The 26,823-nt window shown below is 69.8% G+C and carries 26 protein-coding genes and 1 pseudogene; 18 read left to right on the top strand and 9 right to left on the bottom strand.

Annotated elements, in window-relative coordinates:
• Window positions 1-29: 29 nt before the first annotated feature.
• Window positions 30-539, bottom strand: a complete 510-nt coding sequence (locus FHT38_RS11855) for a hypothetical protein (RefSeq protein ID WP_183491884.1) — start codon at window positions 537-539, stop codon at window positions 30-32.
• Window positions 540-747: 208 nt separating this feature from the next.
• On the opposite strand from FHT38_RS11855, the gene FHT38_RS11850 reads away from it, so the two are divergent.
• The 4 genes from FHT38_RS11850 (at window position 748) to clpB (ending at window position 5,354) form a co-directional block, all read left to right on the top strand.
• Window positions 748-1,242, top strand: coding sequence for a molybdenum cofactor biosynthesis protein MoaE (locus FHT38_RS11850; RefSeq protein WP_183491883.1), 495 nt, complete (start codon window positions 748-750; stop codon window positions 1,240-1,242).
• Complete coding sequence (gene crcB / locus FHT38_RS11845) at window positions 1,239-1,619, top strand: fluoride efflux transporter CrcB (RefSeq protein WP_183491882.1); 381 nt, start codon at window positions 1,239-1,241, stop codon at window positions 1,617-1,619. Before FHT38_RS11850 ends, crcB begins: the two co-directional genes overlap by 4 nt.
• Complete coding sequence (locus tag FHT38_RS11840) at window positions 1,616-2,644, top strand: S66 peptidase family protein (protein ID WP_183491881.1); 1,029 nt, start codon at window positions 1,616-1,618, stop codon at window positions 2,642-2,644. The genes crcB and FHT38_RS11840 overlap by 4 nt, the downstream gene beginning before the upstream one ends.
• Window positions 2,645-2,741: 97 nt before the next feature.
• Window positions 2,742-5,354 (top strand): ATP-dependent chaperone ClpB, encoded by a 2,613-nt coding sequence (gene clpB / locus FHT38_RS11835; RefSeq protein ID WP_091733710.1) that lies wholly within the window; start codon window positions 2,742-2,744, stop codon window positions 5,352-5,354.
• Window positions 5,355-5,409: 55 nt separating this feature from the next.
• On the opposite strand, the gene FHT38_RS11830 is transcribed toward clpB, so the two are convergent.
• Together FHT38_RS11830 and FHT38_RS11825 are read right to left on the bottom strand one after the other, a co-directional pair.
• Window positions 5,410-6,120 carry a DUF599 domain-containing protein gene (locus tag FHT38_RS11830; protein WP_091733712.1) on the bottom strand — a complete coding sequence of 237 codons (711 nt, stop codon included), beginning with the start codon at window positions 6,118-6,120 and terminating at the stop codon, window positions 5,410-5,412.
• Window positions 6,121-6,181: 61 nt separating this feature from the next.
• A complete protein-coding gene (locus FHT38_RS11825; RefSeq protein ID WP_183491880.1) occupies window positions 6,182-6,904 on the bottom strand; it encodes a pirin family protein in 723 nt (240 codons plus the stop codon).
• A gap of 122 nt (window positions 6,905-7,026) precedes the next feature.
• On the opposite strand from FHT38_RS11825, the gene FHT38_RS11820 reads away from it, so the two are divergent.
• The 4 genes and pseudogenes from FHT38_RS11820 (at window position 7,027) to FHT38_RS25340 (ending at window position 9,829) form a co-directional block, all read left to right on the top strand.
• Complete coding sequence (locus FHT38_RS11820; protein ID WP_091733716.1) at window positions 7,027-7,989, top strand: LysR substrate-binding domain-containing protein; 963 nt, start codon at window positions 7,027-7,029, stop codon at window positions 7,987-7,989.
• Entirely contained in the window at window positions 7,986-8,978 is a 993-nt protein-coding gene (gene gluQRS / locus FHT38_RS11815) for a tRNA glutamyl-Q(34) synthetase GluQRS (RefSeq protein WP_183491879.1), read from the top strand. Before FHT38_RS11820 ends, gluQRS begins: the two co-directional genes overlap by 4 nt.
• A 125-nt stretch (window positions 8,979-9,103) precedes the next feature.
• A pseudogene (locus FHT38_RS25345) lies at window positions 9,104-9,448 on the top strand (FKBP-type peptidyl-prolyl cis-trans isomerase); the annotation flags it as partial.
• Between the two features lie 33 nt (window positions 9,449-9,481).
• On the top strand, window positions 9,482-9,829 hold the full coding sequence (locus tag FHT38_RS25340; RefSeq protein WP_147241905.1) for an FKBP-type peptidyl-prolyl cis-trans isomerase: 348 nt from the start codon (window positions 9,482-9,484) through the stop codon (window positions 9,827-9,829).
• 201 nt (window positions 9,830-10,030) lie between these two features.
• On the opposite strand, the gene mnmH is transcribed toward FHT38_RS25340, so the two are convergent.
• From mnmH to FHT38_RS11790, 4 genes are all read right to left on the bottom strand, one after another.
• Entirely contained in the window at window positions 10,031-11,098 is a 1,068-nt protein-coding gene (gene mnmH, locus FHT38_RS11805; RefSeq protein WP_183491878.1) for a tRNA 2-selenouridine(34) synthase MnmH, read from the bottom strand.
• 4 nt (window positions 11,099-11,102) lie between these two features.
• The gene (locus FHT38_RS11800; protein ID WP_183491877.1) at window positions 11,103-13,766 is read right to left on the bottom strand and encodes a [protein-PII] uridylyltransferase; all 2,664 of its coding nucleotides are present in this window, start codon (window positions 13,764-13,766) and stop codon (window positions 11,103-11,105) included.
• 16 nt (window positions 13,767-13,782) lie between these two features.
• On the bottom strand, window positions 13,783-14,601 hold the full coding sequence (map, locus tag FHT38_RS11795; protein WP_091733726.1) for a type I methionyl aminopeptidase: 819 nt from the start codon (window positions 14,599-14,601) through the stop codon (window positions 13,783-13,785).
• 113 nt (window positions 14,602-14,714) lie between these two features.
• Complete coding sequence (locus tag FHT38_RS11790; RefSeq protein WP_147243002.1) at window positions 14,715-15,542, bottom strand: undecaprenyl-diphosphate phosphatase; 828 nt, start codon at window positions 15,540-15,542, stop codon at window positions 14,715-14,717.
• Window positions 15,543-15,805: 263 nt separating this feature from the next.
• On the opposite strand from FHT38_RS11790, the gene FHT38_RS11785 reads away from it, so the two are divergent.
• The 6 genes from FHT38_RS11785 to FHT38_RS11760 all read left to right on the top strand — a co-directional run bounded on the left by FHT38_RS11785 (window position 15,806) and on the right by FHT38_RS11760 (window position 21,154).
• The gene (locus FHT38_RS11785) at window positions 15,806-16,501 is read left to right on the top strand and encodes a TetR/AcrR family transcriptional regulator (protein WP_183491876.1); all 696 of its coding nucleotides are present in this window, start codon (window positions 15,806-15,808) and stop codon (window positions 16,499-16,501) included.
• 48 nt (window positions 16,502-16,549) lie between these two features.
• Window positions 16,550-17,203 (top strand): protein-L-isoaspartate O-methyltransferase, encoded by a 654-nt coding sequence (locus tag FHT38_RS11780; RefSeq protein ID WP_091733731.1) that lies wholly within the window; start codon window positions 16,550-16,552, stop codon window positions 17,201-17,203.
• A 256-nt stretch (window positions 17,204-17,459) separates the two neighbouring features.
• Window positions 17,460-18,812 (top strand): TolC family outer membrane protein, encoded by a 1,353-nt coding sequence (locus FHT38_RS11775; RefSeq protein ID WP_091733733.1) that lies wholly within the window; start codon window positions 17,460-17,462, stop codon window positions 18,810-18,812.
• A gap of 120 nt (window positions 18,813-18,932) precedes the next feature.
• Entirely contained in the window at window positions 18,933-19,718 is a 786-nt protein-coding gene (gene yaaA, locus FHT38_RS11770) for a peroxide stress protein YaaA (protein ID WP_147242482.1), read from the top strand.
• Window positions 19,719-19,771: 53 nt separating this feature from the next.
• Complete coding sequence (locus FHT38_RS11765; protein WP_091733737.1) at window positions 19,772-20,632, top strand: 2OG-Fe(II) oxygenase; 861 nt, start codon at window positions 19,772-19,774, stop codon at window positions 20,630-20,632.
• 90 nt (window positions 20,633-20,722) lie between these two features.
• Window positions 20,723-21,154, top strand: a complete 432-nt coding sequence (locus FHT38_RS11760; RefSeq protein ID WP_183491875.1) for a hypothetical protein — start codon at window positions 20,723-20,725, stop codon at window positions 21,152-21,154.
• Window positions 21,155-21,255: 101 nt separating this feature from the next.
• Here the strand turns inward: FHT38_RS11760 and efp are convergent, their stop codons facing one another.
• The gene (gene efp, locus FHT38_RS11755; RefSeq protein WP_091733741.1) at window positions 21,256-21,810 is read right to left on the bottom strand and encodes an elongation factor P; all 555 of its coding nucleotides are present in this window, start codon (window positions 21,808-21,810) and stop codon (window positions 21,256-21,258) included.
• 146 nt (window positions 21,811-21,956) lie between these two features.
• Window positions 21,957-23,063, bottom strand: a complete 1,107-nt coding sequence (earP, locus tag FHT38_RS11750) for an elongation factor P maturation arginine rhamnosyltransferase EarP (protein WP_255488668.1) — start codon at window positions 23,061-23,063, stop codon at window positions 21,957-21,959.
• A 32-nt stretch (window positions 23,064-23,095) separates the two neighbouring features.
• Between earP and uvrC the strand changes: the two genes are divergently transcribed.
• The 4 genes from uvrC to FHT38_RS11730 all read left to right on the top strand — a co-directional run bounded on the left by uvrC (window position 23,096) and on the right by FHT38_RS11730 (window position 26,821).
• Window positions 23,096-25,246, top strand: coding sequence for an excinuclease ABC subunit UvrC (gene uvrC, locus FHT38_RS11745; protein ID WP_183480044.1), 2,151 nt, complete (start codon window positions 23,096-23,098; stop codon window positions 25,244-25,246).
• Between the two features lie 29 nt (window positions 25,247-25,275).
• On the top strand, window positions 25,276-25,818 hold the full coding sequence (locus FHT38_RS11740) for a hypothetical protein (RefSeq protein WP_091733747.1): 543 nt from the start codon (window positions 25,276-25,278) through the stop codon (window positions 25,816-25,818).
• 48 nt (window positions 25,819-25,866) lie between these two features.
• On the top strand, window positions 25,867-26,433 hold the full coding sequence (gene pgsA / locus FHT38_RS11735; RefSeq protein WP_091733749.1) for a CDP-diacylglycerol--glycerol-3-phosphate 3-phosphatidyltransferase: 567 nt from the start codon (window positions 25,867-25,869) through the stop codon (window positions 26,431-26,433).
• 115 nt (window positions 26,434-26,548) lie between these two features.
• Window positions 26,549-26,821, top strand: coding sequence for an HU family DNA-binding protein (locus FHT38_RS11730; RefSeq protein ID WP_067270581.1), 273 nt, complete (start codon window positions 26,549-26,551; stop codon window positions 26,819-26,821).
• Window positions 26,822-26,823 lie beyond the last annotated feature (2 nt).

Raw genomic sequence — 26,823 nt, 5'->3', positions numbered from 1 at the left:
GATGGGCGCTTCAGGCTTGGCGGCTGCGCTCAGGCGGGATGCGGCTGCCGTGCGGCCGCGGGGCCCTTGCGGATGCGCCAGGCCTGCGCCGCCATGACGATCAGGAAGAGCAGCAGCACCACGCCGATGGCCTTCTGCAGCGCCGGGTCGTCGGGGCCGGTGAACAGCGGCGCGCCGACGGGCACGCGGGTGAAGGTCTCGTTGAGCCCCGGGATCATGTGGAAGAACAGCGTGGCGGAGTAACCCAGTGTTTCCGCGTACGGCGAGAAGCCGCCGAGGAAGCGCGTGCGGGCTGCGGCGGCGGCGATCGCCAGCGTGACCAGGGTGACGATGGCCAGCGTGTGCGCGATGTTGAAACCGCCGTGCCGGAAGATGCCGAAGGCCGTCAGGCAGGTGACGACGGTGCACCAGACGTAGAGGCGTCCCCAGGTGGACGCGCCGTCGATGCGGCCGTGGCGCAAGAGCATCGCGTAGCCGGCCACGAGGGCCACCAGCGCGAAGGCCGTATGCACGGCGCCGAGAAGGGTCAGACCGAACATGAATGCTCCTGCAGGGCCGCATCGGCGCGGCGGGCCGGAGCGCGGCGCACTCCAGGTTCAAAGCTAGAGGGCGGGTGCGGTACGCGCATCGATCGGATGGGGGATGCGGTGGGGTGGGTTTTCCCCAGGAACGCGCCTGCGCCGCTGCCCGCCCGGTGGCCGGTTGCCGGGCCGGTGGGCGCCGCGGGCCATGGGCCAGAATGGCGGGATGAACTCGCCCGCCGCGACGCCGCGCGTCACCGTCCAGACCGAAGACTTCGACCTCAGCGCCGAGACGCTCGCGCTGCGCGCCGCGGATGGTGGCGTCGGGGCCGTCGTCAGTTTCGTCGGCACGGTCCGCGACGGCGCGGACGGGACGCCGGTGTCGCTGATGGAGCTGGAGCATTACCCCGGCATGACCGAGGCCTCGATCGAGGCCATGATCGACGAGGCCTTCCGCCGCTTCGACCTCCGGGGCGCGCGCGTCATTCACCGCGTCGGCCCGCTGCGGCCGCGTGAGCAGATCGTGCTGGTGCTGGTCAGCGCGCGGCATCGCGGCCAGGCCTTCCAGGCCTGCGAGTTCCTGATGGACTACTTGAAGACGCAGGCGCCGTTCTGGAAGAAGGAGCACGGACCGGACGGCGCCCGCTGGGTCGACGCCCGCGTCGCCGACGACGAGGCGCTCGCCCGGTGGGGCATCCATGTGGAGGGGAATGGTCGATGAGCTGGTTGCAAGTGGCGGCGGTGTCCGTCGGGGCCTCGGGCGGCGCGCTGGCGCGCTGGGGCGCGGGCCTGTGGCTGAACACGAAGTGGCAGGGCTTTCCGCTGGGCACGCTGGCGGTGAACCTGGTCGGCGGCTTCCTGATCGGCATGGCGCTCGAGTGGTTCGGCCGCTATCCCGATGACCTGCTCAAGCTGCTGCTGGTCACTGGTTTCCTGGGCGGCCTCACCACCTTCTCCTCGTTCTCGGGCGAATCGCTGTCGCTGCTGCAGCGCGGCGAGTTCCTGATGGCGCTGTCGCACTCGGCCGCGCATGTCGTCGGTGCGCTGGCCGCGGCCGCAGCGGGGCTCAAGCTCATGCAGATGCTGACTTCGGCATGAGCGCTGCAAGCACCTTGAACGCAGCCAACGCCGTGAGCGCCGGGCGCCCGCGTTTCCCTCGCGCGTTGCGGCCGGGGGACACCGTCGCGGTGATGGCGCCGTCGTCCGGCGTCCGGCCCGCGATGCATGAGCGACTCGATGCGGCGCTGGCGTTGCTGCGCGGCAAGGGGTTCGAGGTCCGCGAGGGCCGCTCGCTGCGCCGGCAGGAGCAGGGCGCGAGCGCGAGTGGTCCCGAGCGCGCGGCGGAATTGATGGCGGCGCTGCTCGACCCCACGGTCGCGGCGGTCATCCCGCCCTGGGGTGGGGAACTGGCCATCGAGGTGCTGGAGCACCTCGACTTCGACCGCCTGCGTGCGGCGCCGCCCAAGTGGTTCAGCGGCTTCTCGGACCTGTCGACGATCCAGCTGCCTTTGCTGGTCCGGGCGGGCTGGGCATCGCTGCATGGGCCGAATCTCATGCAGCTGGCCGATCCGGCGCTGGATGCGGTGTCGGCACGGATCTTCGATGCCTGGGCCAGTGGCGCCGGCGCCGAACTGGCGCAGCCGCAGGCACCGGGGACGCTTGTCCGTGCGCTGGACGATGGCGCCGGGCCGCTGACCATCGAGGGCCGGATGATCGGCGGCTGCCTGGATTCGGTGTCGAGGCTGGCGGGCACGCCGTTCGGCGACATCCGGGCGTTCCGGGCCGCCTGCGGCGCCGGCGAGCGGCCGATCCTGTTCTTCGAGGTGGCCGAGCTGCCGCCCTTCGAGTTGGCGCGGGCACTGCATGGCCTGCGGTTGGCGGGTTGGTTCGAGGACGCGGCGGGCGTGGTCCTGGGGCGCAGCGCGGTGCCGGAGGCGGTCGCGTCGGCCGGCGACTTCACCGAGCGCGATGCGCTGCGGCGCGCGCTCGGCGGCCTGAGCTGCCCGGTGCTGGTGGACATGGACATCGGCCACGTGGCGCCGCAGTGGTCGATCGTGCAGGGTGCTTCCACCCGCTTGCACTGGGCGGATGGCCGCTTGGTGCTGGAGCAGAGATTGATCTGAAGCGCCTGCCGCCGTTGGGCACCCGCCTTGCCACGATCCCGGCATCTTGAAATATGGGGACACACTCCCAGTTGGGGTCGCAACGGAGGTTTTTCCCATGCGAGTCGACAAGCTCACCACCCGGTTTCAGGAAGCGTTGGCGGAGGCCCAGAGCCTCGCGGTGACGCGCGACAACCCCTACATCGAGCCCGCCCACGTGCTGGGCGCGATGCTGGCCCAGGACGAGGGCCCCAAGGCGCTGCTGGAGCGGGCCGGCGTGAAGGTGCCGGCCTTGAAGGCGGCCGTCGACGCGATCCTCACCGGCCTGCCGCAGGTGCAGGGCGAGGGCCAGCAGGTCCAGCCCAGCCGCGACCTGATCGGCCTGATCCAGGCCGCGGAGAAGGAGGCCGCCAAGCGCGGCGACCACTTCATCGCCAGCGAGATGTTCCTGCTCTCCCTGGCCGACGCGAAGAGCGACCTGGCCGGCGTCGTGCGCGGCCACGGCCTGACGCGCAAGGCCCTGGAAACCGCGATCGAGGCGGTCCGCGGCGGCCAGAAGGTCGACAGCCAGGAATCGGAAAGCAACCGCGAGGCGCTGAAGAAATACACCCTCGACCTGACCGAGCGCGCCCGCGCCGGCAAGCTCGATCCGGTGATCGGCCGCGACGACGAGATCCGTCGCGCGATCCAGGTGCTGCAGCGCCGCAGCAAGAACAACCCGGTGCTGATCGGTGAGCCCGGCGTCGGCAAGACCGCGATCGTCGAGGGCCTGGCCCAGCGCATCGTCAACGGCGAGGTGCCCGAGTCCCTCAAGGACAAGCGCGTCCTGGTGCTGGACATGGCCGGCCTGCTCGCCGGCGCCAAGTTCCGCGGTGAATTCGAGGAACGCCTGAAGTCCGTGCTCAAGGAAGTCGCCGCCGACGAGGGCCGCATCATCCTCTTCATCGACGAGATCCACACCATGGTCGGCGCCGGCAAGGCCGAGGGCGCCATCGACGCCGGCAACATGCTCAAGCCCGCGCTCGCGCGCGGCGAGCTGCATTGCATCGGCGCCACCACGCTGGACGAGTACCGCAAGTACGTCGAGAAGGACGCCGCGCTGGAGCGCCGCTTCCAGAAGGTGCTGGTCGACGAGCCCAGCGTCGAAGCGACGATCGCCATCCTGCGCGGCCTGCAGGAGAAGTACGAGGTCCACCACGGCGTCGAGATCACCGACCCGGCCATCGTCGCCGCGGCCGAGCTCTCGCACCGCTACATCACCGACCGCTTCCTGCCCGACAAGGCCATCGACCTGATCGACGAAGCCGCCGCCAAGATCAAGATCGAGATCGACTCCAAGCCCGAGGCGATGGACCGGCTCGACCGCCGCATGATCCAGCTCAAGATCGAGCGCGAGGCCGTGCGCAAGGAGACCGACGAGGGCTCGCAGCGCCGCTTCACGCTGATCGAGGAAGAGCTGCTCAAGCTCCAGCGCGAATACAACGACCTGGAGGAGATCTGGACCGCCGAGAAGGCGCAGGCCCAGGGCTCCGCGCACGTCAAGGAAGAGATCGACCGCATCAAGTTCCAGATCGAGGAACTCAAGCGCAAGGGCGACTTCAACAAGGTCGCCGAACTGCAGTACGGCAAGCTGCCCGAGCTGGAGAAGCGCCTGAACGAAGCCCAGGCCAAGGAGGCCGGCAAGGCCAAGGACAAGTCGGTACCGCAACTGCTGCGCACGATGGTCGGCGCCGAGGAGATCGCCGAGGTGGTCTCGCGCGCGACCGGCATCCCGGTGTCCAAGCTGATGCAGGGCGAGCGCGACAAGCTGCTGCAGATGGAAGCGAAGCTGCATGAGCGCGTCGTCGGCCAGGACGAGGCCATCGTCGCGGTGGCGGATGCGATCCGCCGCTCGCGCGCCGGCCTGTCCGACCCGAACAAGCCGCTGGGCAGCTTCCTGTTCCTGGGCCCGACGGGCGTGGGCAAGACCGAGCTGTGCAAGGCGCTCGCCGGTTTCCTGTTCGACAGCGAGGACCACATGGTCCGCATCGACATGAGCGAGTTCATGGAGAAGCACTCGGTCAGCCGCCTGATCGGCGCGCCTCCGGGTTATGTCGGCTACGACGAGGGCGGATACCTGACCGAGGCCGTGCGCCGCAAGCCCTACAGCGTGCTGCTGCTGGACGAGGTCGAGAAGGCGCATCCGGACGTGTTCAACGTGCTGCTGCAGGTGCTGGACGATGGCCGCCTGACCGACGGCCAGGGCCGCACCGTGGACTTCAAGAACTGCGTGATCGTGATGACGTCCAACCTGGGCTCGCAGCACATCATGGCGCTGCAGGGCGAGTCCGACGAGGTGATCCGCGACGCGGTGTGGGGCGAGGTCAAGGCGCATTTCCGCCCCGAGTTCCTCAACCGCATCGACGAGACGGTGATCTTCCATGCGCTGGGCCAGGCGCACATCAAGTCGATCGCGAAGATCCAGCTGCGGCAGCTGGAACAGCGGCTGGACAAGCTGGAGATGAAGCTCGACGTCAGCGACGAGGCGCTCGACGAGCTGGCCAAGGTCGGCTTCGATCCGGTCTTCGGCGCGCGGCCGCTCAAGCGGGCGATCCAGCAGCGCATCGAGAACCCGCTGTCCAAGCTGATCCTGCAGGGCCGCTTCGGTCCAAAGGACGTGATCCCGGTCGGTGTCGAGCACGCCATCGGCGGCGAGCCGGGCGAGTTCTCGTTCGGACGCGTCGTCCACTGATCGCGCCGGCGGGCGCCGGAACGACCGCGGGGCGCCCAGGCGCCCCGCGCCTGTTTCAGGCCCGCAGCTTCTCCAGCACCTCGGACCGGAACTCGCGCTGGTACAGCACGTAGACCACGCCGGCCGTGGCGAGCATCAGCGCCCAGGGCGAGAAGAACCAGGCCACGACCGGGAAGGCCAGGTAGTAGCCGCGCAACCCGTCGTTGAAGGCCTCGGCGGCCATGCCCACGACCGCGCCGGCGCGGTCGGCGAACTGCTCGCGGGCCTCGGGCCCCTGTTGCTCGAACTGGCCCGCCTCCGGCGCGGAGGCCACCAGCAGCGCGCCGAAGGTGTACTGCCGCATGCTCCAGGTGAAGCGGAAGAAGGCGTAGACGAAGATGCCGGTCAGCAGCGCCAGCTTGATGTCGAAGACCAGGGTGCTGGTCTTCACCGTGAAGGGCAGCTCCAGCACCATCGCGCTGGTCTGCTCGCTCGCGCCCAGCGCGGCCAGCAGGCCGCCGATGATCAGGATGGTCGTCGACGCGAAGAAGGACGGACTCGATAGCAGCGCCTGGCTGACCGCGCCGTCCAGCACCCGCATCTCGCGGTAGGTCAGCTGCAGCATCCACTGGCGACGCACCCGGTTCGTGATCGCGAGCAGCGAACCTTGCCCCTCCGCATGGTGCTTGGAGAAGTGGGCGTAGGCGACCCAGGTCAGGAAGTACAGGCCCAGGGCGGCCCAGTCCAGCAGCGGCAGCGCGGTCAGCAGTTGTCGGAGCGATTGCATCGCGCGAGTGTAGAGGCCGGGGTGCGCGGCGGGACCGGGACGGCCCCGCCGCCGGCGGGCGTCAGACCGGCAGGTCGAACACCAGCACCTCGGCGTCCTCGCCGGCCTCGAGCGTGATGGCCGCTTCCTTGGCCAGCTGCAGCGCGTCGCCCGCGCCCAGCGCCTCGCCGTTGACGCTCAGCCGGCCGCGCACGACATGCACGTAGGCGAGCCGGTCCGGCGCCAGTGGCAGCTCGGCGCGTTCATCGCCGTTGAACAGGCCGGCGTACAGGCGCGCGTCCTGGTGGATGGACACCGAGTCCTGCGCGCCGTCCGGCGAGGCGACCAGACGCAGCCGGCCGCGCTTGTCCGCCTCGGCGAAGTGCTTCTGCTCGTAGCCGGGCGTCACGCCCTGCCGGTCCGGCATCAGCCAGATCTGCAGGAAGTGGGTCTCGCCGTCCTTGGAATGGTTGAACTCGCTGTGCATCACGCCGGTGCCGGCGCTCATGCGCTGCACGTCGCCCGGGCGGATCACGCCGGCGTTCGCGCCGCCCGGCTTGCCGTTGCCCATGCTGTCCTGGTGCGCCAGCTCGCCGCTCAGCACGTAGCTGATGATCTCCATGTCGCGGTGGCCGTGCGTGCCGAAGCCGGTGCCGCCGGCGATGCGGTCCTCGTTGATCACCCGCAGCGGGCCGAAGCCCATGCGGCGCGGGTTGTAGTAGTCCGCGAACGAGAAGCTGTGGAAGCTCTTGAGCCAGCCGTGATCGGCATAACCGCGGTCCGAGGACTTGATGACTTCACGCATTTGAATGCTCCTTTGCTGGCCTGTGGTGGCGGGCCGTTGTGTTGCGATGGGTTCACTGTAGGGATGAGGGCCTCTGCCGAGGGGGAGGGGGCTTGAAGCCACCGTTCAAATAAGATGAAGGAATGTCACAGCAAGACAAACGACGGGTGCTGACGCCGGAGGCGCTGGCCATGATGGACAGCATCGCGCGCAGCGGCAGCTTCGCGGCGGCGGCGCGGGAGATGGGGAAGGTGCCGTCGGCGCTGACCTACTCGGTGCGGCAGCTGGAGGAGGCGCTGGACGTGCTGCTGTTCGACCGCAGCTCGCGCCAGGCGGTGCTGACCGCCGCCGGCCATGAGCTGCTGACCGAGGGCCGGCGGCTGCTGCAGGAGATGGACGCGGTCGCGAACCGGGTCAAGCGCGTGGCCACCGGCTGGGAGAGCGAGCTCACCATCGCCTTCGACGACGCGGTCGCCCGGCGCGCGATCTTCGACCTGATGGAGACCTTCTACCAGGAGAAGGAGGACGGCAAGCCGCCGCCCACCCGCCTGAAGCTGCGCACCGAGGTCTTGTCGGGCACCTGGGAGGCGCTGATCTCCGGCCAGGCCGACCTGGCCATCGGCACCAGCGCGCAGCCGCCGGGCAGCTCGGTGGTCTGCGAGGTGCTGGGGCCGATGGAGATGGTGTTCTGCGTCGCGCCGCACCATCCGCTGGCGGAGTTCGAGGGCGTGCTGACCTCGGCCGAGATCGCGCGCCACCGCATCGTCGCGGTGGCGGACACGGCGCGCAGCCTCGCGCCGATGACGGTGGGGGTGGTGCCCGGGCAGGAGGTGCTGACCGTGCCCTCGATGGCGACCAAGCTGGAGGCCATGTTGCGCGGCCTGGGCGTGGGGTTCCTGCCGACGCCGATGGTGCGCCGCCACATCGACGCCGGTCGGCTCGTGAGGAAGGAGACCTTCCAGGGCAAGCGGATCTCGCCGATGCATTACGCGTGGCGCAACACCGGCCACCGGCCCGCCAAGGCGCTGGCCTGGTGGCTGGAGCGGCTCAAGAGCGAGGCGACCCGGCGCTCGCTGCTGGAGCAGCACGAGGGCCTGCTGCTGTGAGCGATGCGGGGCGCTCGGGCAGCGGCGAGGCGCAAGCCGCCGATGTTGGCGTCGATCACGGCGATCACGGCGATGGCCGGCGCGCAGGCCGATATGTCGGCCGTTTCGCGCCGTCGCCGACCGGGCCGCTGCATGAGGGCTCGCTCGTCGCCGCGCTGGCGAGCTGGCTCGACGCGCGGGCGCATGGCGGCCGCTGGCTGATCCGGATCGAGGACGTCGACGGGCCGCGCTGTCCGGCCGGCGCCGATGCGATGGTGCTGTCGCAGCTCGCCCAGGTGCGGCTGCTGCCGGACGCGCCGCCGGTGTGGCAGTCCCGGCGCGGTGCGGCCTACCAGGCGGCGCTCGACCGGCTGGTCGCCGCCGGCTGGGCCTACCCCTGCGGCTGCTCGCGCAAGGACATCGCCGAGGCGATCGCGGCCCGAGGCGGGCGGCGGGAGCGCCACGGGGAACTGGTCTATCCCGGCACCTGCCGCCAGGGCCTGCACGGCAAGCCGGCGCGCGCCTGGCGCTTGCGCAGCACGGCCCAGGTCGGTCAGGCGGGCGAGGCGCCGGTGCCGCTGCGCATCGCCTGGCAGGACCGCCGGCTCGGGCCGCAGTCGCAGGACCTGACGGACGAGGTGGGCGATGTCGTCCTGAAGCGCGCCGACGGGCTGTGGGCCTATCAGCTGGCGGTCGTCGTCGACGACGGCTGGCAGGGCGTGACCGACGTGGTCCGCGGCGAGGACCTGGCCGACAACACGCCCCGGCAGATCCGGCTGCAGGAATTGCTGGGACTGCCGCGCCCGCGCTACCTGCACACCCCGCTGGTGCTGGGCGACAACGGCGAGAAGCTGTCCAAGCAGAACGGCGCCCGGGCGCTGGACCTGGGCGACCCGCTTGCCGCGCTGCGCCGTGCCGGCGAGCGCCTGGGCCTGCCGGCCCTGGCGGCGCGGACGATGCCCGAGTGGTTCGAGCGCGCGGTGGCCGCGTGGCCGGCCCGCCAGCCCTGAGGCGCCGCCGCGCCGCGTCCAACCGGTGCGTGAACCCGTGGCACGGGCGGGCGGCCCGACGGCTGGCATGATCACGCCTTTGCGTTCCCGATGTCCGCGGACATCCCCTTTCAAGGAATCCTTTGATGAAAACGACCGACAGCGGCCTGCAATACGACGACACCACGCCGGGCACCGGCGCCACGGCCCGTGCCGGCCAGGACGTGAAGGTCCATTACACCGGCTGGCTGTTCAAGGACGGCCAGAAGGGCGCCAAGTTCGATTCCAGCAAGGACCGCGGCGAGCCGTTCGAGTTCGAGCTCGACGGCGGCATGGTCATCAAGGGCTGGGATGAAGGCGTGCAGGGCATGCAGGTCGGCGGCACCCGGGTTCTGGTGATCCCGCCGCAACTCGGTTATGGCGCGCGCGGCGCCGGTGGCGTGATTCCGCCGAACGCGACGCTGATGTTCGAGGTGGAACTGCTGGGCGTCTCCGGCGGCGCCGAGCCGATCACCCTCAACCAGCTGACCAAGACCGCCAGCGGCCTCGAGTTCGAGGACGTCACTACCGGCGAGGGCGCCGTGGCCGAGGCCGGCAAGCGCGTGACCGTGCATTACACCGGCTGGCTCTACAAGGACGGGCAGCGTGGGCGCAAGTTCGACTCGTCCAAGGACCGTCGGGATCCGTTCCGCTTCCACCTCGGAGCCGGGGAAGTCATCAAGGGCTGGGATGAGGGCGTGCAGGGCATGAAGGTCGGCGGGACCCGGTTCCTGGTGATTCCGTCGGAACTGGGCTATGGCGCGTATGGCGCCGGCGGTGTGATTCCCCCGCACGCGACGCTGCTGTTCGAGGTGGAACTGCTGGCCGTCTGACGGCACGGTTTCCCCTCACCCCCGCCCTCTCCCCGCAAGCGGGGCGAGGGAGTGCTCGGCACGCAGCAGCCCCTCGCGAGCTATCCCTTTCCCGAGTGATCCCCTCGCGAACCATCCTTTTGCGAGGGTGAGTCATCCCCTCGCCCCCGCGAGGGGGAGAGGGTTAGGGTGAGGGGGCTCATCGCAGGCCGCGAGAGAGGGTCATGCGCCAGCAATGGCCAGCAGGGCCTGCACCGCCTGACCGGTGCTGCCGGGGCCGCTGTCTTCCAGGCTGATGCGCGGCGCCGAGCTCAACTGCGGAAAGTGGTTGGTCAGCGACCGTTCGTAGCCAGGGTCATAGTGATCGCGCATGAGCTCCCCGAAGAGCTCAGCCCATTGCCCGCTCCGCGCCATCCCTTGCCAGCGCTCCACGCGTTCGCGACCGCGCAGCGTCACCAGACCCGCGATGAGCGCATTGAAGCCCTCCGCGTCGGACCGGAAGTGCGCATAGTCCTCCAGCAGCAGCTGCACGCGCCCGGCCTCCGCCATGTCGATCCACACGCAGCGCCCCTGCTGACGCAAGCGCAGGTGCAGCGGCTCCGGCAACTGCACGCCGCCGATCTTGCGGCTCTCGCTTTCGACGAACACCGGTCGCGCCGGGTCGAGCCGGACCATCGCCTGCCACAGCGCCGTGTCGAAGGCCTTCTGGCTCGGCTGCGCCTGGTCGGGCAGGGCGCCGAGCACCGATCCGCGATGACGCGCGAGCGCCTCCAGGTCGAGCACCTGCGCCCCCGCGCCCGCGAGCGCCTGCAGCAAGCGCGTCTTGCCCGAGCCGGTCCGCCCGCACAGCACCACGAAATCAAAGCGCGCCGGCAGCTCGGCCAGCGTCCGGATCACCTCGCCGCGGAAGGCCTTGTAGCCCCCCACCAGCTGCAGCGACTTGAACCCGATCTGGTTCAGGAACCAGTTCATCGCCCCCGAGCGCTGCCCGCCCCGCCAGCAATAGACCAGCGGCCGCCAATGCTTCTGCATCAGCGCCCGGTTCGCGTCCAGGTGGGCGGCGATGTTGCGCGCCACGATCGCGGCGCCGACCTTGCGGGCCTCCAGCGGATCCTGCTTGTAGAGCGTGCCGACGATGCGGCGCTCGTCGTTGTCCAGCACCGGCCAGTTCACCGCGCCCGGCAGGCGGTCCTCGGCGAACTCGGCCGGCGAGCGCACGTCGATGACCGTGCTGAAACCGTCGAGCCGCGCGAAAGCCTCGGCCGACGCAATGACGTGGTATTGGCTCATCGCCTCACTGCACCGACAGCGCGTCCAGCAGCTCGCTCTCGATCTGCAGCTGCATCCGGCTCTGCTGCAGTGCCGCGCCGTCGAGCAGGAAGGTGTCCTCGACCCGCTCGCCCAGGGTCGAGACCTTGGCGAGCTGCAGGTTGATGCCGTGCCGCGCCAGCACCCGCGCGATCGCGTACAGCAGGCCGGCGCGGTCGGTCGCGCTGACCGACAGCAGCCAGCGCTGCGCGCGTTCGTCCGGGCGCAGCGAGATGCGTGGCGTGAACGGGAAACTCTTCACCCGGCGCGACAGCCGCCCCTTGCGCGGCTCCGGCAGCGGGCCCTGCGCGACCAGCGCCTGGCCGAGCTTGGATTCCACCAGCGCGGTCAGGTCGCGGTGGTGCAGGTCCAGCTCGGGCGCGATGACCTGGAAGGTGTCCAGCGCATAACCGCTGCGCGTGGTGTGCACCTTGGCGTCCAGGATGTTGAAGCCCGCGCCGTCGAAGTAGCCGCAGATGCGCGCGAACAGGTCCTGCTGGTCCTTGGCGTAGACCAGCACCTGCAGGCCCTCGCCGACCGGCGACGGGCGCGCCCGCACCACCGGCTCGGCGCTCGCGACATGGCGCCACAGCGCGCGCGCGTGCCAGGCCAGGTCCGGTGCGTCATGGCGCGCGAAGTAGCTCAGGTCCAGCGTCTTCCACAGCGCGTCCTCGGTGCCTGGCAACTGCGCCTTCAGGGCCAGCTCCTGCCGCGCTTCCTGCTTGCGGGCCTCGATCTCGGCGGCCATGTTCAGCTTCGCGCCGCCCAGCGCACGCAGCGTCAGCCGGTAGAGATCCTCCAGCAGCTTGCCCTTCCACGCGTTCCAGACCTTGGGGCCGGTGCCGCGGATGTCGGCGACGGTGAGCAGGTACAGCGCCGTCAGCGTGCGTTCGTCCTTCACCAGCTGCGCGAAGTGCTGGATGACCTCGGGATCCGACAGGTCCTCCTTCTGCGCCACCCGCGACATCGTCAGGTGATGCTCGACCAGGAACACCACCAGCGCCGCATCCGCCTTCGGCAGGCCGTGCGCGCGGCAGAAGCGCCGCGCCTCGACCGCGCCCAGGTCGGAGTGGTCACCGCCGCGGCCCTTGGCGATGTCGTGGAAGAGGGCCGCGATGTAGAGCAGGGAAGGGCGGTCGAACTGCGCCGCCAGCTGCGAGCAGAAGGGGTACTCGTGGGTGTGCTCGGGGATGAAGAAGCGGCGGATGTTGCGCAGCACCATGAGGATGTGCTGGTCCACCGTGTAGACGTGGAACAGGTCGTGCTGCATCTGCCCGACGATGCGCCGGAACACCCACAGGTAGCGCCCCAGGACCGAGGTCTGGTTCATCAACCGGAACGCGTGCGTCTGGCCCTGCGGCTCCTCGAGCACGCGCATGAACATCGCGCGGTTGGCCGGATCGCGCCGGAACGCGCTGTTCATCAGCCCGCGCGCGTTGTAGAGCGCGCGCAGCGTCTTGGCCGACAGGCCCTTGATGCCGGGCGTCTGCTGGTAGATCAGGAAGGTCTCGAGGATGGCGTGCGGCTCGCGCTCGTAGAGGTCGTCGGCCGCGATCTCCAGCATGCCGCTGCGCTCCAGGAAGCGGTCGTTGACCGGGCGCGGTTCGTTGCCCCGCGTGCCGTTGATCTGGTCTTCCAGGTTGAGCAGCGTGATCTGGTTCAGCTGCGTCACCGCCTTGGCCGCCCAGTAGTAGCGGCGCATCAGCTTCTCGGACGCGCGCAGCGAGCGGGTGGACTCGTAGCCGAAGCGCTCCGCCACCGCCGTTTGAAGGTCGAAGACCAGCCGGTCCTCGCGCCGCTTCGCCGCCAGGTGCAGCTGGCAGCGGATGCTCTTGAGCACGCCTTCGTTGCGCTGCAGCTGGCGGGCCTCGAAGGGCGTGATCAGGCCTTTGGCCGCGAGCTGCGACCAGGTCCGGCCCAGGCCCGCGCCGCGCGCGATCCAGATCAGCACCTGCAGGTCGCGCAGGCCGCCGGGACTTTCCTTGCAGTTGGGCTCCAGCGCGTAGGGCGTTTCCTCGTACTTCGTGTGGCGCTGGCGCATCTCCAGCGTCTTGGCGCGCATGAAGGCGCGTGGATCGACCGCCTCGCGGAAGGCCTGGTCGAAGCGCTTGACCAGCGGCCGCGAGCCGGCCAGCCAGCGCGACTCGAGCAGCGCGGTCTGGATGGTGACGTCGCCGGCGGCCTCGTCCAGGCACTCGCGCACGGTGCGCACCGACGAGCCGATCTCCAGCCCGATGTCCCAGCAGGCGGTGATGAAGGCCTCGATCGCCTGCTTCAGCGGGCCGGGCTGGTCGGGCGTCAAACCGCCCGGCAGCGCATCGGGCAGCAGCACCAGCACGTCGACGTCCGAATGCGGGAACAGCTCGCCGCGGCCGTAGCCGCCGACGGCGACCAGCGCGGCCTCCGGCGCCGCGGCGGCGATGCCGGAATGCGTCCAGAGCGCCTGCAGCGTGCCGTCGACATGCCGGGCCAGCAGGCGCATCAGCCGCGTGGCGGCGGCGACGCTGGCCTTGGCGGCCGCGAAGTCCTCCAGCAGCTGCTGCTTGCCGGCCTTGAAGCGCTGGCGCAGGTCGGCGACGGTCAGCGGGGCGGCGTCGGAGGGCGCCGCGGCCGGCGATGCGCCGGCCTCGCCCGGCGTCCTGGCGTTCATGCGCGGTCCGCCGCGATCAGGCCGGGACGGCCTGCGGCGCGACGAAGGCCGGCGGCGGCGGCGTGCCGGCCGACTGCGTCAGGATCTCGAAGCCGGTCTCGGTGACCAGCACCGTGTGCTCCCACTGCGCCGACAGCGAGCGGTCCTTGGTGACGATGGTCCAGCCGTCGCCCATCTCGCGGATCTCGCGCCGGCCGGCATTGATCATCGGCTCGATGGTGAAGACCATGCCCGGCACCAGTTCCTCGAGCGTGCCCGGGCGGCCGTAGTGCAGCACCTGGGGCTCCTCGTGGAACTTCTGGCCGATGCCATGGCCGCAGAACTCGCGCACGACGCTGAAGCCGGCGTTCTCGGCGAAGGTCTGGATCGCATGGCCGATGTCGCCCAGGCGCGCGCCCGGCTTAACCTTCTGGATGCCCTTCCACATCGCGTCGTAGGTGAAGGAGCACAGCCGCTTGGCCGCGATCGAGCCCTCGCCGACGACGAACATCCGGCTGGTGTCGCCGTGCCAGCCGTCCTTGATGACGGTGACGTCGATGTTCACGATGTCGCCGTTCTTCAGCGGGCGGTCGTTGGGAATGCCGTGGCAGACCTGGTGGTTGATCGAGGTGCAGATCGACTTCGGGTACGGCGTGTAGCCCGGCGGCTGGTAGTTCAGCGGGGCGGGGATGCCTTGCTGGACATTCACGATGTAGTCGTGGGCCAGCTTGTCGAGGTGGTCGGTGGTGACGCCCGGCTTGACGTGCGGGGTCAGCATGTCCAGCACCTCGGACGCCAGACGGCCGGCGATGCGCATGGCGTCGATGTCGGCGCCGGTCTTGATCGTGATGGTCATAAGGCCGGCATTTTAGGCGTTCGGCCATCCCCCCGCAGGGGTGGACGCGTTCCCCATCCGGGGGAACGCGTCATCGGGGCGTCAGCTTCGCGGCGCGCCGGGCCGGGCGGCGCTCATTCGGCCCAGACGATCAGGCCGGTGTAGGCGGTGACCAGCACCACGATGCCGAAGGCGATGCGGTACCAGGCGAAGGGCACGAAGCTGTGGCTGGCGATGTAGCGCAGCAGCCAGCGCACGCAGATCCAGGCGCTGACGAAGGAGAAGAACAGGCCGACCGCGAACAGCGGGATGTCGCCGGTCGACAGCACCGAGCGCTCCTTGTAGAGGCTGTACAGGCCGGCGCCGATCAGCGTCGGGATCGCCAGGAAGAAGCTGAAATCGGTCGCCGCCTTGCGCGACAGGCCCAGCAGCATGCCGCCGATGATGGTCGCGCCCGAGCGGCTGGTGCCCGGCACCATCGCCAGGCACTGCACCAGGCCGACCTTGAGCGCGTCCAGCGGGCTCATGTCGTCGACCTCGTGGATGCGCACGGCGCTTTGCTGGCGGCGTTCCGCCCACAGGATGATCACGCCGCCGATGATGAAGGTGCTGGCCACCACGACCGGGGTGAACAGGTGTTCCTTGATCGCCTTGCCGAACAGCAGGCCCAGGACCACCGCCGGCAGGAAGCCGATCGCGACGTTGAGGACGAAGCGGCGCGCGCGGGCGTCGCTGCCCAGTCCGGCGGCCGTGTCGCGCAGGCGCTGCCAGTAGACGATGATCACGGCCAGGATCGCGCCGGTCTGGATCGCGATGTCGAAGACCTTGCCCCGCGCATCCTCGAAGCCGCCCAGCAGCGCGCCCGTGAGGATCAGGTGGCCGGTCGACGAGATCGGCAGGAATTCGGTCAGGCCCTCCACGATCCCCATGATCGCGGCCTTGATCAGCAGCACAGTGTCCAAACTACGACTCCAGAATGCCGCCTCGCTCGGGTCCGGAGGCGGTCGGCGCGGATCATAGCCCTGGCTCGGGAAGGGTTTGCCGCAGCGCAGCATCGATGTGGGCGCTCCGGCGTGAGGGGCGCGTGACGGTGCCGCCACGTCGTCATGCGGGGCGTCGCCTGGCCAGGGGACGCCGCGCGCGGCGGGTACTGCCGGCTTGACCGGGCTGAAAGCGCGCCGCTACATTACTGACCGGTTAGTCAGTTAGCAGTCCTCCATCCCCCATGTCTCGCGCTTCCGCCAAGACCGACAGCTCCGCGCCGTCCTCCGCCCGACAGCGGCGCAAGGAGGCGCGCCCGCAGGAGCTGCTCGAAGCCGCGCTGTCGCTGTTCGTCGAGAAGGGCTTCGCCGCCACCCGTTCGGAGGAAGTGGCCGCCAAGGCGGGGGTTTCCAAGGGCACGCTCTACCTCTACTTCCCCTCCAAGGAGGAGCTCTTCAAGGCGGTGGTGCGCGAGGCCCTGGGCAGCAAGATCGCGGAAGGGATTTCCGAGCTCGCCAAGCACCAGGGCTCGATGGCGGAGCTGCTGACCTGGATGCTGTGGACCTGGTGGGAGCGCCTGGGCCGGACGCCGGCCGGCGGCATCCACAAGATCATGATGAGCGAGGCCCGCAACTTCCCGGAGCTGGCCGCGTTCTACAACGACGAGGTCATCGATCCCTGTTGCGAGCTGCTGGCCGAGGTGGTGCGCCGCGGCGTCGCCTCGGGCGAGTTCCGGGAGGTCGATCCGGACGCGGCGGTGATGGTGCTGATCGGGCCGATGCTGCACCTGGTGCTGCATGAGCACTCGATCGGCGCGGCCGGCGTGACCCACGACCACAAGTGCACGCCGGAGCAGGTGCTGTCGCTGCAGCTCGAGCTGATGTTCGAGGGACTCCTCAACCGCCCGCGCCATCCGGCCCCACCCCGGTCGCCCGCCTAGAATACTGCCCGCATTCGGCGCGCCAAGGGGGCCGCCAGAGGACTGAACATGAACTTCGAACAAGCCCGCTTCAACATGATCGAACAGCAGATCCGCCCGTGGGATGTGCTGGATCCCTCGGTGCTGGCCCTGCTGGCCGTGGTCAAGCGCGAGGACTTCGTGCCCGCCGCCTACCGCAACGTGGCCTTCACCGACGTCGAGCTGCCGCTGGCCAATGGCCAGAAGATGCTGCCCCCGCGGGTCGAGGCCCGCTGGATGCAGGAGCTGCAGATCGAGCGCCACGAGAAGGTGCTCGAGATCGGCACCGGCAGCGGCTACATGGCCGCGCTGCTGGGCCACAAGGCGCAGCAGGTCTTCAGCGTCGAGAAGGACGCGGCGCTGGCCGGCGCCGCCCGCGACGCGCTGCGCCGCAATGGCGTGCTGAACGTGACGGTGGTCGAGGGCGACGGCGTCAAGGGCCTGCCCGGCGAGGCGCCGTTCGACGTGATCCTGCTGTCCGGCTCGGTGCCCCAGGCGCCGCAGGCGCTGCTGGACCAGCTCAAGATCGGCGGCCGCATGGGCGTGATCGTCGGCGACGAGCCCGCGATGAGCGCGCGCATCATCACGCGCACCGGCGAGCGCGAGTTCACGACCAAGAACCTGTTCGAGACCGTCGTCCAGCGCCTGGACGGTTTCGACACCGGATCGCATTTCACGTTCTGAGCGGAAGGCGCGCGGCGGGCGGGGCGCTGGCAGCCCATCGCGCGTTATTGCCGTCACGGGGTGCGAAGACTGCAAGTCGTCGCATTTCTTTCGAGACAGGGGGGCGAGGTGATCTATAACCTCGCCCGGCACCGGAGCCGGGTCGGCGGCGATCGACCGGCGGGTGCCCTGGACCTGGATACCGGCCGCGGCACGTCCGCGGCCGGTCCGCAGTTGGATCGCTCCGAAGAACACCACATCGATACGAGGAAGCCTCATGGCCGCTGAACGCCGTACGTCTCCGATCTCCCGCCTGCCGCGGGTCTCGCTCCTGGCCGCGGCGCTCGCGCTGATGGCCGGGGCGGCCCAGGCGCAGAGCCTGCAAGAGCTGTACGACGCGGCCCGCGCCTACGACGCCACCTACCTGGCGGCGCGGGCGACGGCGGAATCGGCGCAATACCGCTACGGCCAGGCGCTGGCGCTGGCGCGTCCCTCGGTCGGCGTGGGCGTCAGCTCGACGCGCTCGGAACTCGACCCGCCCGGCAGCGGCGTGCAGCGCGACCGCTTCGGCAACACCGTCACCAATGCCGGCCTGAACGCCAAGTACGCCGTCTTCAACCGTCCCAACCAGGGCTCGATCGACCAGGCCCGACTGGGCGTCGACGTGGCCGAGTCGGACCTCGCCACGGCCGAGCAGGACCTGATCGTCCGCGTCGCGCAGGCGTATTTCGACGTGCTGGCGGCCAAGGACACGCTCTCGACCTCGAGCGCCAACAAGGCCGCGATCGCGGAGCAACTGGCCTCGGCCAAGCGCAACTTCGAGGTCGGCACCGCGACCATCACCGACACCCGCGAGGCGCAGGCCCGCTACGACCTGGCGACCGCCCAGGAACTGGCTGCCGACAACGACCTGCGCGTCAAGCGCGTCACGCTGGACCAACTGGTGGGGCGTGTCGGCGTCGAGCCGCGGCCGCTGGCCGTGCCGGTGGTGCTGCCGCCGGTGGCGCCGTCGACGGTCGATCCGTGGGTCAGCCAGGCCGAAGGCGGTCATCCGGCGATCCGCAAGGCCCAACTGGGCCTGGACATCGCCCGCTACGAGATCGAGCGCGCCAAGGGCGCGCGCCTGCCCACGGTCGACCTGACCGCGCAGCTCGGCGTGCAGCGCTCCACCGGCGAGGGCGTGCAGTACACCGGCAACCTCAAGAACGCGTCGGTCGGCGTCGCGCTGAACATGCCGATCTACAGCGGTGGCGCGATCACCAACCGCATCAAGGAGACGGTCGCGCTGGAGGAGAAGTCCCGCAACGACCTGGATTTCGCCCGCCGCAGCGTCGAGGAAGGCACCAAGCGCGCGTTCTTCGGCGTGCAGTCGCTGCAGGCGCAGGTGAAGGCCTACGAGGCGGCCGAGGCTTCGTCGAAGCTGGCGCTGGAGGCGACCCAACTGGGCTACAAGGTCGGCGTGCGGGTCAACCTGGACGTGCTGAACGCCCAGACCCAGCTCTACACGACGCAGCGCGACCTGGCCAAGGCCCGTTATGACGTGCTGGTGAATAGCCTCAAGCTGCGCCAGGCGTCCGGCCAACTGCGCCCCGAGGACGTGACCGCGATCAACGCCTTGCTCGCCCGCTGAGCGTCGCGGGACGTCGCAAGGCGTCGCGAACCACCGATGAAGGCCGCCCCAGGGCGGCCTTCGTTCATCCGGCGGCCTGGTGACAGGTCTTGCGCCCCGGACGCGCGACAATCCGCCCCCATGCTGTATGTGATCTCCCCCGCGAAGTCCCTGGACTACGACACCCCCACGCCCGAGGCGCTGGCCGCGTTGGCGGGCCGTCCCCACTTCGTGTCCCAGGCGGCCGAGCTGATCGGGGTCCTCAAAACGAAGACGGCGGCCGACATCGGCGGCCTGATGGACATCTCCGAGGCGCTCGCGACCTTGAACGTGGCCCGCTACCACGCGTGGTCGACGCGCTTCACCGACAGGAACAGCAAGCCCGCCGTGCTCGCCTTCAATGGCGACGTCTACGACGGCCTGCAGGCCGCGACGCTGTCGGTCGACGATCTGCAGTGGGCCCAGCGCCACCTGGCGATCCTCTCGGGGCTCTACGGCGTGCTGCGGCCGCTGGACCGGCTGCAGCCCTACCGGCTCGAGATGGGCACCGCGCTGAAGAACGAGCGCGGCGGCAACCTCTACGCCTTCTGGGGCGACACCATCGCCGAACACCTGAACGCACAGTGCGCGCAGCTGTCGGCGCCGGTGATCGTGAACCTGGCCTCGCAGGAGTACTTCAAGGCCGCCGCCCGCAAGGTGCTGAAGCCGCGGGTCATCGAGTGCCAGTTCGAGGACTGGAAAGGCGGCCGCTACAAAATCATCAGCTTCTTTGCAAAGCGCGCGCGCGGCCTGATGGCCCGGTATGCGATCCAGCACCGGATCGGCACGCCGGCGGGGCTGCAGGATTTCGCGGTCGACGGCTACGCCTACGCGCCCGAGGCCAGCGAGCCGGACCGGCTGGTGTTCCGCCGCCGCGTCGCCGACTGAGCTGGCACACCGGGATACAGGCAGACACCGATCAGTTTGATACCGTTGCGGCCATGAGCAATTCGCAATACCTCACGCCCGAACTGCGCGACTGGGTGGCCGCGCAGTTGCGCAACGGCATCACACGCGAGGCGCTGTACCAGGCCATGCTGACCAGCGGCTGGCAGCCCGACATGGCGCAGCAGGCGCTGGCCGAGCACCGCCCCTTCGAGCCGCCGCTGACGCTGCCGGAGCTGCCCGAGCCGGCGATCGAGCCGGGCTCGCTGCCCGAACCGGACCTGACCGACCAGCGCAGCGTGCTGCTGCCCGACGGCCACCGCGTCGAGATCCTGATGGCGCTGCAGCGGCCACGGGTGATCGTGTTCGGCAACCTGCTGAGCGCCCAGGAATGCGACGCGATGGTCGCCTCGGCGGGTGCCCGGCTGGCGCGCTCGGAGACGGTGGCGGCGCAGCGCGAGGGCAGCGAAGTGAACTCGGCGCGTACCAGCGAGGGCATGTTCTTCGAGCGCGGCGAGAACGAGGTCGTCGCCCGCATCGAGCGCCGCATCGCGACGCTGCTGAACTGGCCGCTGCGCAACGGCGAGGGCCTGCAGGTGCTGCGTTATCGCGTCGGCGCCGAATACCAGCCGCACTACGATTACTTCGACCCGCGGCACGCCAGCAGCAAGGCGATCCTGGAGCGCGGCGGCCAGCGCGTCGCGACGCTGGTGATGTACCTGAACACGCCGGCGCGCGGCGGCGCGACGGTCTTCCCGGACATCAAGCTCGACGTCATGGCCCAGAAGGGCAATGCGGTCTTCTTCAGCTACGACCGGCCCGATCCCAGCACGCTGACGCTGCATGGCGGCGCGCCGGTCGTCGAGGGCGAGAAGTGGGTCGCCACCAAATGGTTACGTCGGGGTGAGTTCGTTTGACGCGGCCTTGACCGGCGCGCGGCTAGACTCGCTGATCATTCCCATGAGCGCCGGCCTGCGCGCCGGCGCGCCTCGAAGAAGGACCACTTCATGAAGTCGTTGATCGCCGCCCTGGGCACCGTGTTGCTGAGCACCCTCGCGCAGGCGCAAGGCCAGCCGCAGACGCAGCCCCAGCCGGTCCCGCCGGCCACGGCGCCGATCCCCGCCGCGCACGCCGACATGGCCGCGCCGGCCGCCGCGCCCGCCGCCACGGCTGCGAAGTCGGACAAGTCCGCGACTTCCACGAAGTCGGGCACCCGGCACAAGACGGCGGGGAAGGCCACGGGGAAGACGGCTGGCAAAACTGCCGGCAAGACGGCGAAGTCCGGCGGCAAGTCGCACGCCACCGCGAAGAAGTCGGGCGCCAAGAAGTCCGGTACCAAGCAGACGGCGCAGCACGCTTCGTCGGCAGGCAAGACCGGTTCGAAGAAGCTGGCCACGGCCAAGTCGAAGAAGAGCAAGGCGCGACTGGCCGCCGCCTGAGCCTGGCGGTCGACCGGGACGACCCGCGACGCGGCAACAAAAAAGCAGCCCTCGGGCTGCTTTTTCGTTGGGCGAGGAGCCGGTGCCGGCTCCGGCATCGCTCAGACGCGCTTGCGGTACTCGTGGGTACGCGTGTCGATTTCGATGTTGTCGCCCTGGGCCACGAAGATGGGCACGGGGATCTCGAAACCGGTGGCGATCTTGGCGGGCTTCAGGACCTTGCCCGAGGTGTCGCCCTTGACGGCCGGCTCGGTCCAGGTCACTTCGCGCACGACGCTGGTGGGCAGTTCCACCGAGATCGCCTTGCCGTCGTAGAACACCACTTCCACTTCCATGCCGTCCTGCAGGTAGTTGATGGCGTCGCCCATGTTCTCGGCTTCGACTTCGAACTGGTTGTATTCGGTGTCCATGAACACGTACATCGGGTCGGCGAAGTAGGAGTAGGTGCACTCCTTCTTGTCGAGGATGATCTGGTCCATCTTGTCGTCGGCCTTGAAGACGACTTCGGTGCCGGAGTTGTTCAGCAGGCTCTTCAGCTTCATGCGCACCGTCGCGGCATTGCGGCCACCGCGGCTGTACTCGGTCTTCAGCACGACCATGGGGTCCTTGCCGTGCATGATCACGTTGCCGGCGCGAATTTCTTGAGCGATCTTCATGATGATTCCGGGAGATTGGGTCCGGGCACAGTCACTTGGATGCTTGGAGATCCGAACTGTTCCGGCGGTGTGAGGCGTTCGGCGCTGGTTCGGGGAACCGCGCGTTCAGAACGCGAAAAGCCGCGCATTCTAGCTCGAAAGGCCTGTCACGCGCCACTCGCACGCCGGGCAAAGGCCTGTAGCCGCGAGGTCAAATCCACTTGCGCCGCCAATTCGGCACGCCATGCGCGCGCCTGCGCGACGGCGGCCGGCCGTTCGCGCAGGGCCTCGGCGCAGGCCGGCGTCCACGGCCCGAGCCCGTTCCACGCGCGCGACAGGGCGCGCCAGTTCGCGGCCCACCGGTCCTCGGCGCCCGCCAGCGCGGCGTCCAGGAAGGCCTCCAGCTTCGGCCCGTGCGCGCCATCGTCCTGGAAGTAGATCTGCCACAGCATCGGCTGGCCGGCCCATTGCGCGCGCACGAAGGAGTCCTCGCCGCGCACGAGGTTGAGATCGCAGGACCAGAGCAACTGGTCGTAACCGTCCTGCGTCAGATGAGGAAGCGCGAGCGCGCGCTGCCCGTCGCGCAGCAAGGCCGGCACGGCGCTCTGGGCCGCCCCGGGGCAGAGCAGCAGCAGCCAGCCGGGACCGAGCGCCTCGAGCAAGGGCGCCAGCGGCGCCTGCGGATACGCGAAAAGGCTCAGCACCCGCTCGCCGGGCCGGCGGCCCCAGCCGCGCGCCGCGCGCCAGGCGTCGCCGTGATGCGCGGTGACGGCGTCGAGAAGTCCCGGCTCCCGGAGAAGGCCGCCGGTGCGATCGTTGAAGCCGGGATAGAAGAACCACTTGTCGAGTCCTGCGCCCGGTCCGGAGAACTGCGGCGACTTCAGTCCATGGCTGCGCTCGACGTAGCTTTCGGCGCTGAGGTATTCGAGGTTGATCCACGCCGGCCGGACGGGCCGCGCGGCCATCGCGGCGACGAAGGGCGCGGGCAGTTCACAGCCGAAGGTCTCGACAACGACGTCGCCCGGTGCCGCCCCCACGCTCTCGTCCCAGGGCCGGCAGCTCAGGCCCGGGACAGCCTCGGGTTGCATCCAGGCCAGTGGCGACAAGTCGTCGCACCAGAGCCGCGCCTGCTCGCCGCGCCGGGCCAGGTCGCGCGCCAGCCGCAGGCAGACGCCGAGATCGCCGTAGTTGTCGATGACGCGGCAGAAGATGTCCCAGGTCATCGTGTCAGGAGACTGCGCGGGGGAAGCGGATTCGGCGAGGGCGTCGGGCATCGCGGAATTATCCGGCGGCACAATCGCGCCCCATGAGCACGACCCCCGCCGGCGCCAGCGAAGTGCCGGAGCCTTCTTCCCCGACCGTCCCCGCGGAGCCCCCGCGCGCCGATGCGCCGGCTGCAACCGATGCGCCCGACGCGGCGCCGCCGTCCCACGCCGAGGCGTGGAACGCCCAGTCCGAAGCCATCGAGGCGGCCGAGTCCCGCCGCGTCGCCGACATGGAGCGCGCCGCCCGCGCGGTTCGCGACCGGCTGCTGGCCGAGGTGCTGGCGCTGCCGGCGCTGCCGGGCGTCTACCGCTATTTCGACGCGCAGGACCACGTGCTCTACGTCGGCAAGGCCAAGAACCTGAAGCGGCGCGTCTCGAGCTACTTCCAGAAGGATCACGGCGGCACGCGCATCGGGATGATGGTGGCGCGCATCGCGCGGCTCGAGACCACGGTGGTGCGTACCGAGGCCGAGGCGCTGCTGCTCGAGAACAACCTGATCAAGGCGCTCAACCCGCGGTTCAACATCCTGTTCCGCGACGACAAGAGCTATCCCTACCTGCGCCTGTCCGGCCACGCCTGGCCGCGCATCAGCTACTACCGCGGCGCGGTCGACCGGCGCCATCGCTACTTCGGCCCGTTCCCCAGCGCCTGGGCGGTGAAGGAATCGATCCAGCTGATCCAGAAGGTCTTCCAGCTGCGGACCTGCGAGGACACCGTCTTCAACAACCGCAGCCGCCCCTGCCTGCTGCACCAGATCCACCGCTGCACCGGGCCCTGCGTGCCCGAGGGCCAGAACGACAACTACCGCCGCAACGTCAGCAACGCGGAGCGCTTCCTGCTCGGCGAGACCCAGGAGGTCCTGGACGCGCTGCAGGCGCAGATGATGAGCCACGCCGAGCGCTTCGAGTACGAGCAGGCCGCCGGCATCCGCAACCAGATCACCGCCTTGTCGAAGGTGCTGCAGCAGCAGGCCGTCGACGAGAACAGCGCCACCGGCCGCGATCGCGACGTCGACATCCTGGCGGTGAAGCTGCAGGGCGGACGCGCCTGCGTGAACCTGGCGATGGTGCGCGGCGGTCGGCATCTGGGCGACCGGGCCTACTTCCCGAAACACGTCGACGACGCGACGGCGGTTCAACTGCTCGACGACGACGACCTGCCGGAGCTGGACGCTTCGGCGGCGGGCGAGGGCGCCGCTGGTGCCGCGGTCACGCGCCCCACGCCGCCGAGCCCGGAGCGCCAGGTCCTGGAGGCCTTCATCGCGCAGCACTACCTCGAGATGGCAGTGCCCTCGCTGCTGGTGCTGTCGGAGCCGGTCGATCCGGCGCTGGCCGAGGCGCTGAGCGCGCAGGCCGGCTACCGCGTCACCACGCAGGCGCAGCCGCGCGGCCAGCGCCGCATCTGGCAGGAGATGTGCGTCAAGGGCGCCGAGATCGCGCTGGCGCGGCTGCTGTCGGAGGAGGGCTCCCAGCAGGCGCGCACCCGCGCGCTCGTGGACGCGCTGGACCTCAGCGTCACCGAGCTCGACAAGTTCCGCATCGAGTGCTTCGACATCAGCCACACCGCCGGCGAGGCGACGCAGGCGTCCTGCGTCGTCTTCGAGGGCCACCAGATGCAGAGCAGCCAGTACCGGCGCTTCAACATCGAGGGCATCACCGGCGGTGACGACTACGCGGCGATGCGGCAGGTGCTGACACGCCGTTACAGCAAGATGGCCGAGGCCGCACAGAATGGCACCGGTCGTCTGCCGGACCTGGTCCTGGTCGACGGCGGCAAGGGCCAGGTGTCGATGGCGCGCGAGGTCTTCGAGGAACTTGGCGTCGACCTGAGCCTGATCGTCGGCGTCGAGAAGGGCGAGGGCCGCAAGGTGGGGCTGGAGGAACTGGTCTTCGCCGACGGGCGGGAGAAGGTCTACCTGGGCCGCGATTCGGCGGCGCTGATGCTGGTCGCCCAGATCCGGGACGAGGCCCACCGCTTCGCCATCACCGGCATGCGGGCCAAGCGGGCGTCGATCCGCACCGGCGGCTCGCGGCTGGAGGACGTGCCGGGCGTGGGGCCGAAGAAGCGCGCGCAGCTGCTGCAGCGTTTCGGCGGCGTGCGCGGCGTGGCGGGGGCGAGCGTCGAGGAGCTGTGCAGCGTCAAGGGCATCTCGCGCGAGCTCGCCGAGGACATTTATCGCGCGCTGCATTGAATGCGGCGCGGTGGGTTGGGAATGGAGTCATGACAACGATCGATCGGATCCCCGGGAGGGACGCGGCGCGCTGGGGCGCCAAGGTGGCGCTCGCGCTGATGCTGGCCGCCTGCGGGGCGCCCGCGCCGCAGGCGCCGTCGCGGCCCCCGGCCCAGCCGCCGGCCGCGGCGCCGGCGCCCGAGGCCGTGGTGACGCCCGCCGCGCCGGTCGCGCGCCGCGGACTGCCGCTGCCCGCGCCGCGCGCGGTGAGCTCGCACGAGGCGCTGCGGCGCCAGGCGGCCGAGCGCATGGTGGCCGCCAACCCAGATGGCACCTACATGGGCGAGGTGCCGCCCCAGCTGCTGGCGATCCCGGTGCTGGAGATCGAGCTCAACCAGGACGGCTCCATCCGGCACATCCGCGTGCTGCGCAAGCCGAGCCAGGCCGAGGACACCATCGAGGTCGCCATCGCGGCCGTGCGCCGTGCCGCGCCTTTCGGCGACGTGAGCCGGCTACCCAAGCCCTGGAAGTTCGTCGAGGTCTTCCTCTTCGACGACGACCGCCGCTTCAAGCCGCGCACGCTGGACGATTAAGCGACAGCCCACGGTTCGCCGCCTGGAACCTGGGCCACAATGCCGCCCATGTTCTGGACGCTGCCAACCCTGCTGACCTGGGCCCGCATCGTGGCCATCCCGCTGATCGTCGGGGTGTTCCACCTGCAGATGACGCCCGCCCATCAAAACCTGCTGGCCACCGTCCTGTTCATCACGGTGGCCCTGACCGACTGGGCGGACGGCTACCTGGCGCGCAAGCTCAACCAGACCTCGTCCTTCGGCGCCTTCCTGGATCCGGTGGCCGACAAGTTCCTGGTCTGCGCGGCGCTGCTGGTGCTGCTGGAGCAGGGCCGCGTCGACGCGCTGGTGGCGCTGGTCATCGTGGGGCGGGAGATCGCCATCTCCGCGCTGCGCGAGTGGATGGCGCAGATCGGCGCGTCGCGCTCGGTGGCCGTGCACATGCTGGGCAAGCTCAAGACCACGGTGCAGATGGTGGCCATTCCCTTCCTGCTCTTCAACGGCACGCTGTTCGGCGTGATCAACACCGCCGCGTGGGGCACCTGGCTGATCTACCTGGCCGCGGTGCTGACCATCTGGTCGATGGTCTATTACCTGCAGAAGGCGCTGCCCGAGATCCGCGCCAAGGTGCGCTGAGCCATCCCCCCGCTTGTATCGGGACTTCCCCCTTGTCGGGGCCCGAGGGCAATGCGTCTAGAATCCGCTTCCCGCGCCGTTCGGCGGCCTGGCAAACCAATGAGGGGGTACCTTCGTGAACAAGTCCGAATTGATCGAGCACATCGCCAAGCAGGCGGACATTTCCAAGGCCGCCGCGGGGCGTGCGCTGGAAGCCGTGATCGGCGGTGTGAAGACCACGCTCAAGAAGAACGGGACGGTGTCGCTGGTGGGCTTCGGCACCTTCAGCGTCACGAAGCGCGCCGCGCGCACCGGCCGCAACCCGCGCACGAACGAGGCGATCAAGATCAAGTCGGCGAAGGTGCCGAAGTTCCGTCCGGGCAAGGCCCTCAAGGACGCCGTGAACTGACC

The organism is Mitsuaria sp. BK041 (assembly GCF_014193085.1).
In the GTDB taxonomy this organism is placed as follows: Bacteria; Pseudomonadota; Gammaproteobacteria; order Burkholderiales; family Burkholderiaceae_C; genus Roseateles.
Note: the sequence above shows the minus strand (reverse complement) of the source record. Positions and strands in the feature narration are given on the sequence as shown.

Coding starts and splice junctions, on each gene's coding strand:
- FHT38_RS11855 (WP_183491884.1), bottom strand. CDS start 539: ATGTTCGGTCTGACCCTTCTCGGCGCCGTGCATACGGCCTTCGCGCTG.
- FHT38_RS11850 (WP_183491883.1), top strand. CDS start 748: ATGAACTCGCCCGCCGCGACGCCGCGCGTCACCGTCCAGACCGAAGAC.
- crcB (WP_183491882.1), top strand. CDS start 1,239: ATGAGCTGGTTGCAAGTGGCGGCGGTGTCCGTCGGGGCCTCGGGCGGC.
- FHT38_RS11840 (WP_183491881.1), top strand. CDS start 1,616: ATGAGCGCTGCAAGCACCTTGAACGCAGCCAACGCCGTGAGCGCCGGG.
- clpB (WP_091733710.1), top strand. CDS start 2,742: ATGCGAGTCGACAAGCTCACCACCCGGTTTCAGGAAGCGTTGGCGGAG.
- FHT38_RS11830 (WP_091733712.1), bottom strand. CDS start 6,120: ATGCAATCGCTCCGACAACTGCTGACCGCGCTGCCGCTGCTGGACTGG.
- FHT38_RS11825 (WP_183491880.1), bottom strand. CDS start 6,904: ATGCGTGAAGTCATCAAGTCCTCGGACCGCGGTTATGCCGATCACGGC.
- FHT38_RS11820 (WP_091733716.1), top strand. CDS start 7,027: ATGTCACAGCAAGACAAACGACGGGTGCTGACGCCGGAGGCGCTGGCC.
- mnmH (WP_183491878.1), bottom strand. CDS start 11,098: ATGAGCCAATACCACGTCATTGCGTCGGCCGAGGCTTTCGCGCGGCTC.
- FHT38_RS11800 (WP_183491877.1), bottom strand. CDS start 13,766: ATGAACGCCAGGACGCCGGGCGAGGCCGGCGCATCGCCGGCCGCGGCG.
- map (WP_091733726.1), bottom strand. CDS start 14,601: ATGACCATCACGATCAAGACCGGCGCCGACATCGACGCCATGCGCATC.
- FHT38_RS11785 (WP_183491876.1), top strand. CDS start 15,806: ATGTCTCGCGCTTCCGCCAAGACCGACAGCTCCGCGCCGTCCTCCGCC.
- FHT38_RS11780 (WP_091733731.1), top strand. CDS start 16,550: ATGAACTTCGAACAAGCCCGCTTCAACATGATCGAACAGCAGATCCGC.
- FHT38_RS11775 (WP_091733733.1), top strand. CDS start 17,460: ATGGCCGCTGAACGCCGTACGTCTCCGATCTCCCGCCTGCCGCGGGTC.
- yaaA (WP_147242482.1), top strand. CDS start 18,933: ATGCTGTATGTGATCTCCCCCGCGAAGTCCCTGGACTACGACACCCCC.
- FHT38_RS11765 (WP_091733737.1), top strand. CDS start 19,772: ATGAGCAATTCGCAATACCTCACGCCCGAACTGCGCGACTGGGTGGCC.
- FHT38_RS11760 (WP_183491875.1), top strand. CDS start 20,723: ATGAAGTCGTTGATCGCCGCCCTGGGCACCGTGTTGCTGAGCACCCTC.
- efp (WP_091733741.1), bottom strand. CDS start 21,810: ATGAAGATCGCTCAAGAAATTCGCGCCGGCAACGTGATCATGCACGGC.
- earP (WP_255488668.1), bottom strand. CDS start 23,063: ATGCCCGACGCCCTCGCCGAATCCGCTTCCCCCGCGCAGTCTCCTGAC.
- uvrC (WP_183480044.1), top strand. CDS start 23,096: ATGAGCACGACCCCCGCCGGCGCCAGCGAAGTGCCGGAGCCTTCTTCC.
- FHT38_RS11740 (WP_091733747.1), top strand. CDS start 25,276: ATGACAACGATCGATCGGATCCCCGGGAGGGACGCGGCGCGCTGGGGC.
- pgsA (WP_091733749.1), top strand. CDS start 25,867: ATGTTCTGGACGCTGCCAACCCTGCTGACCTGGGCCCGCATCGTGGCC.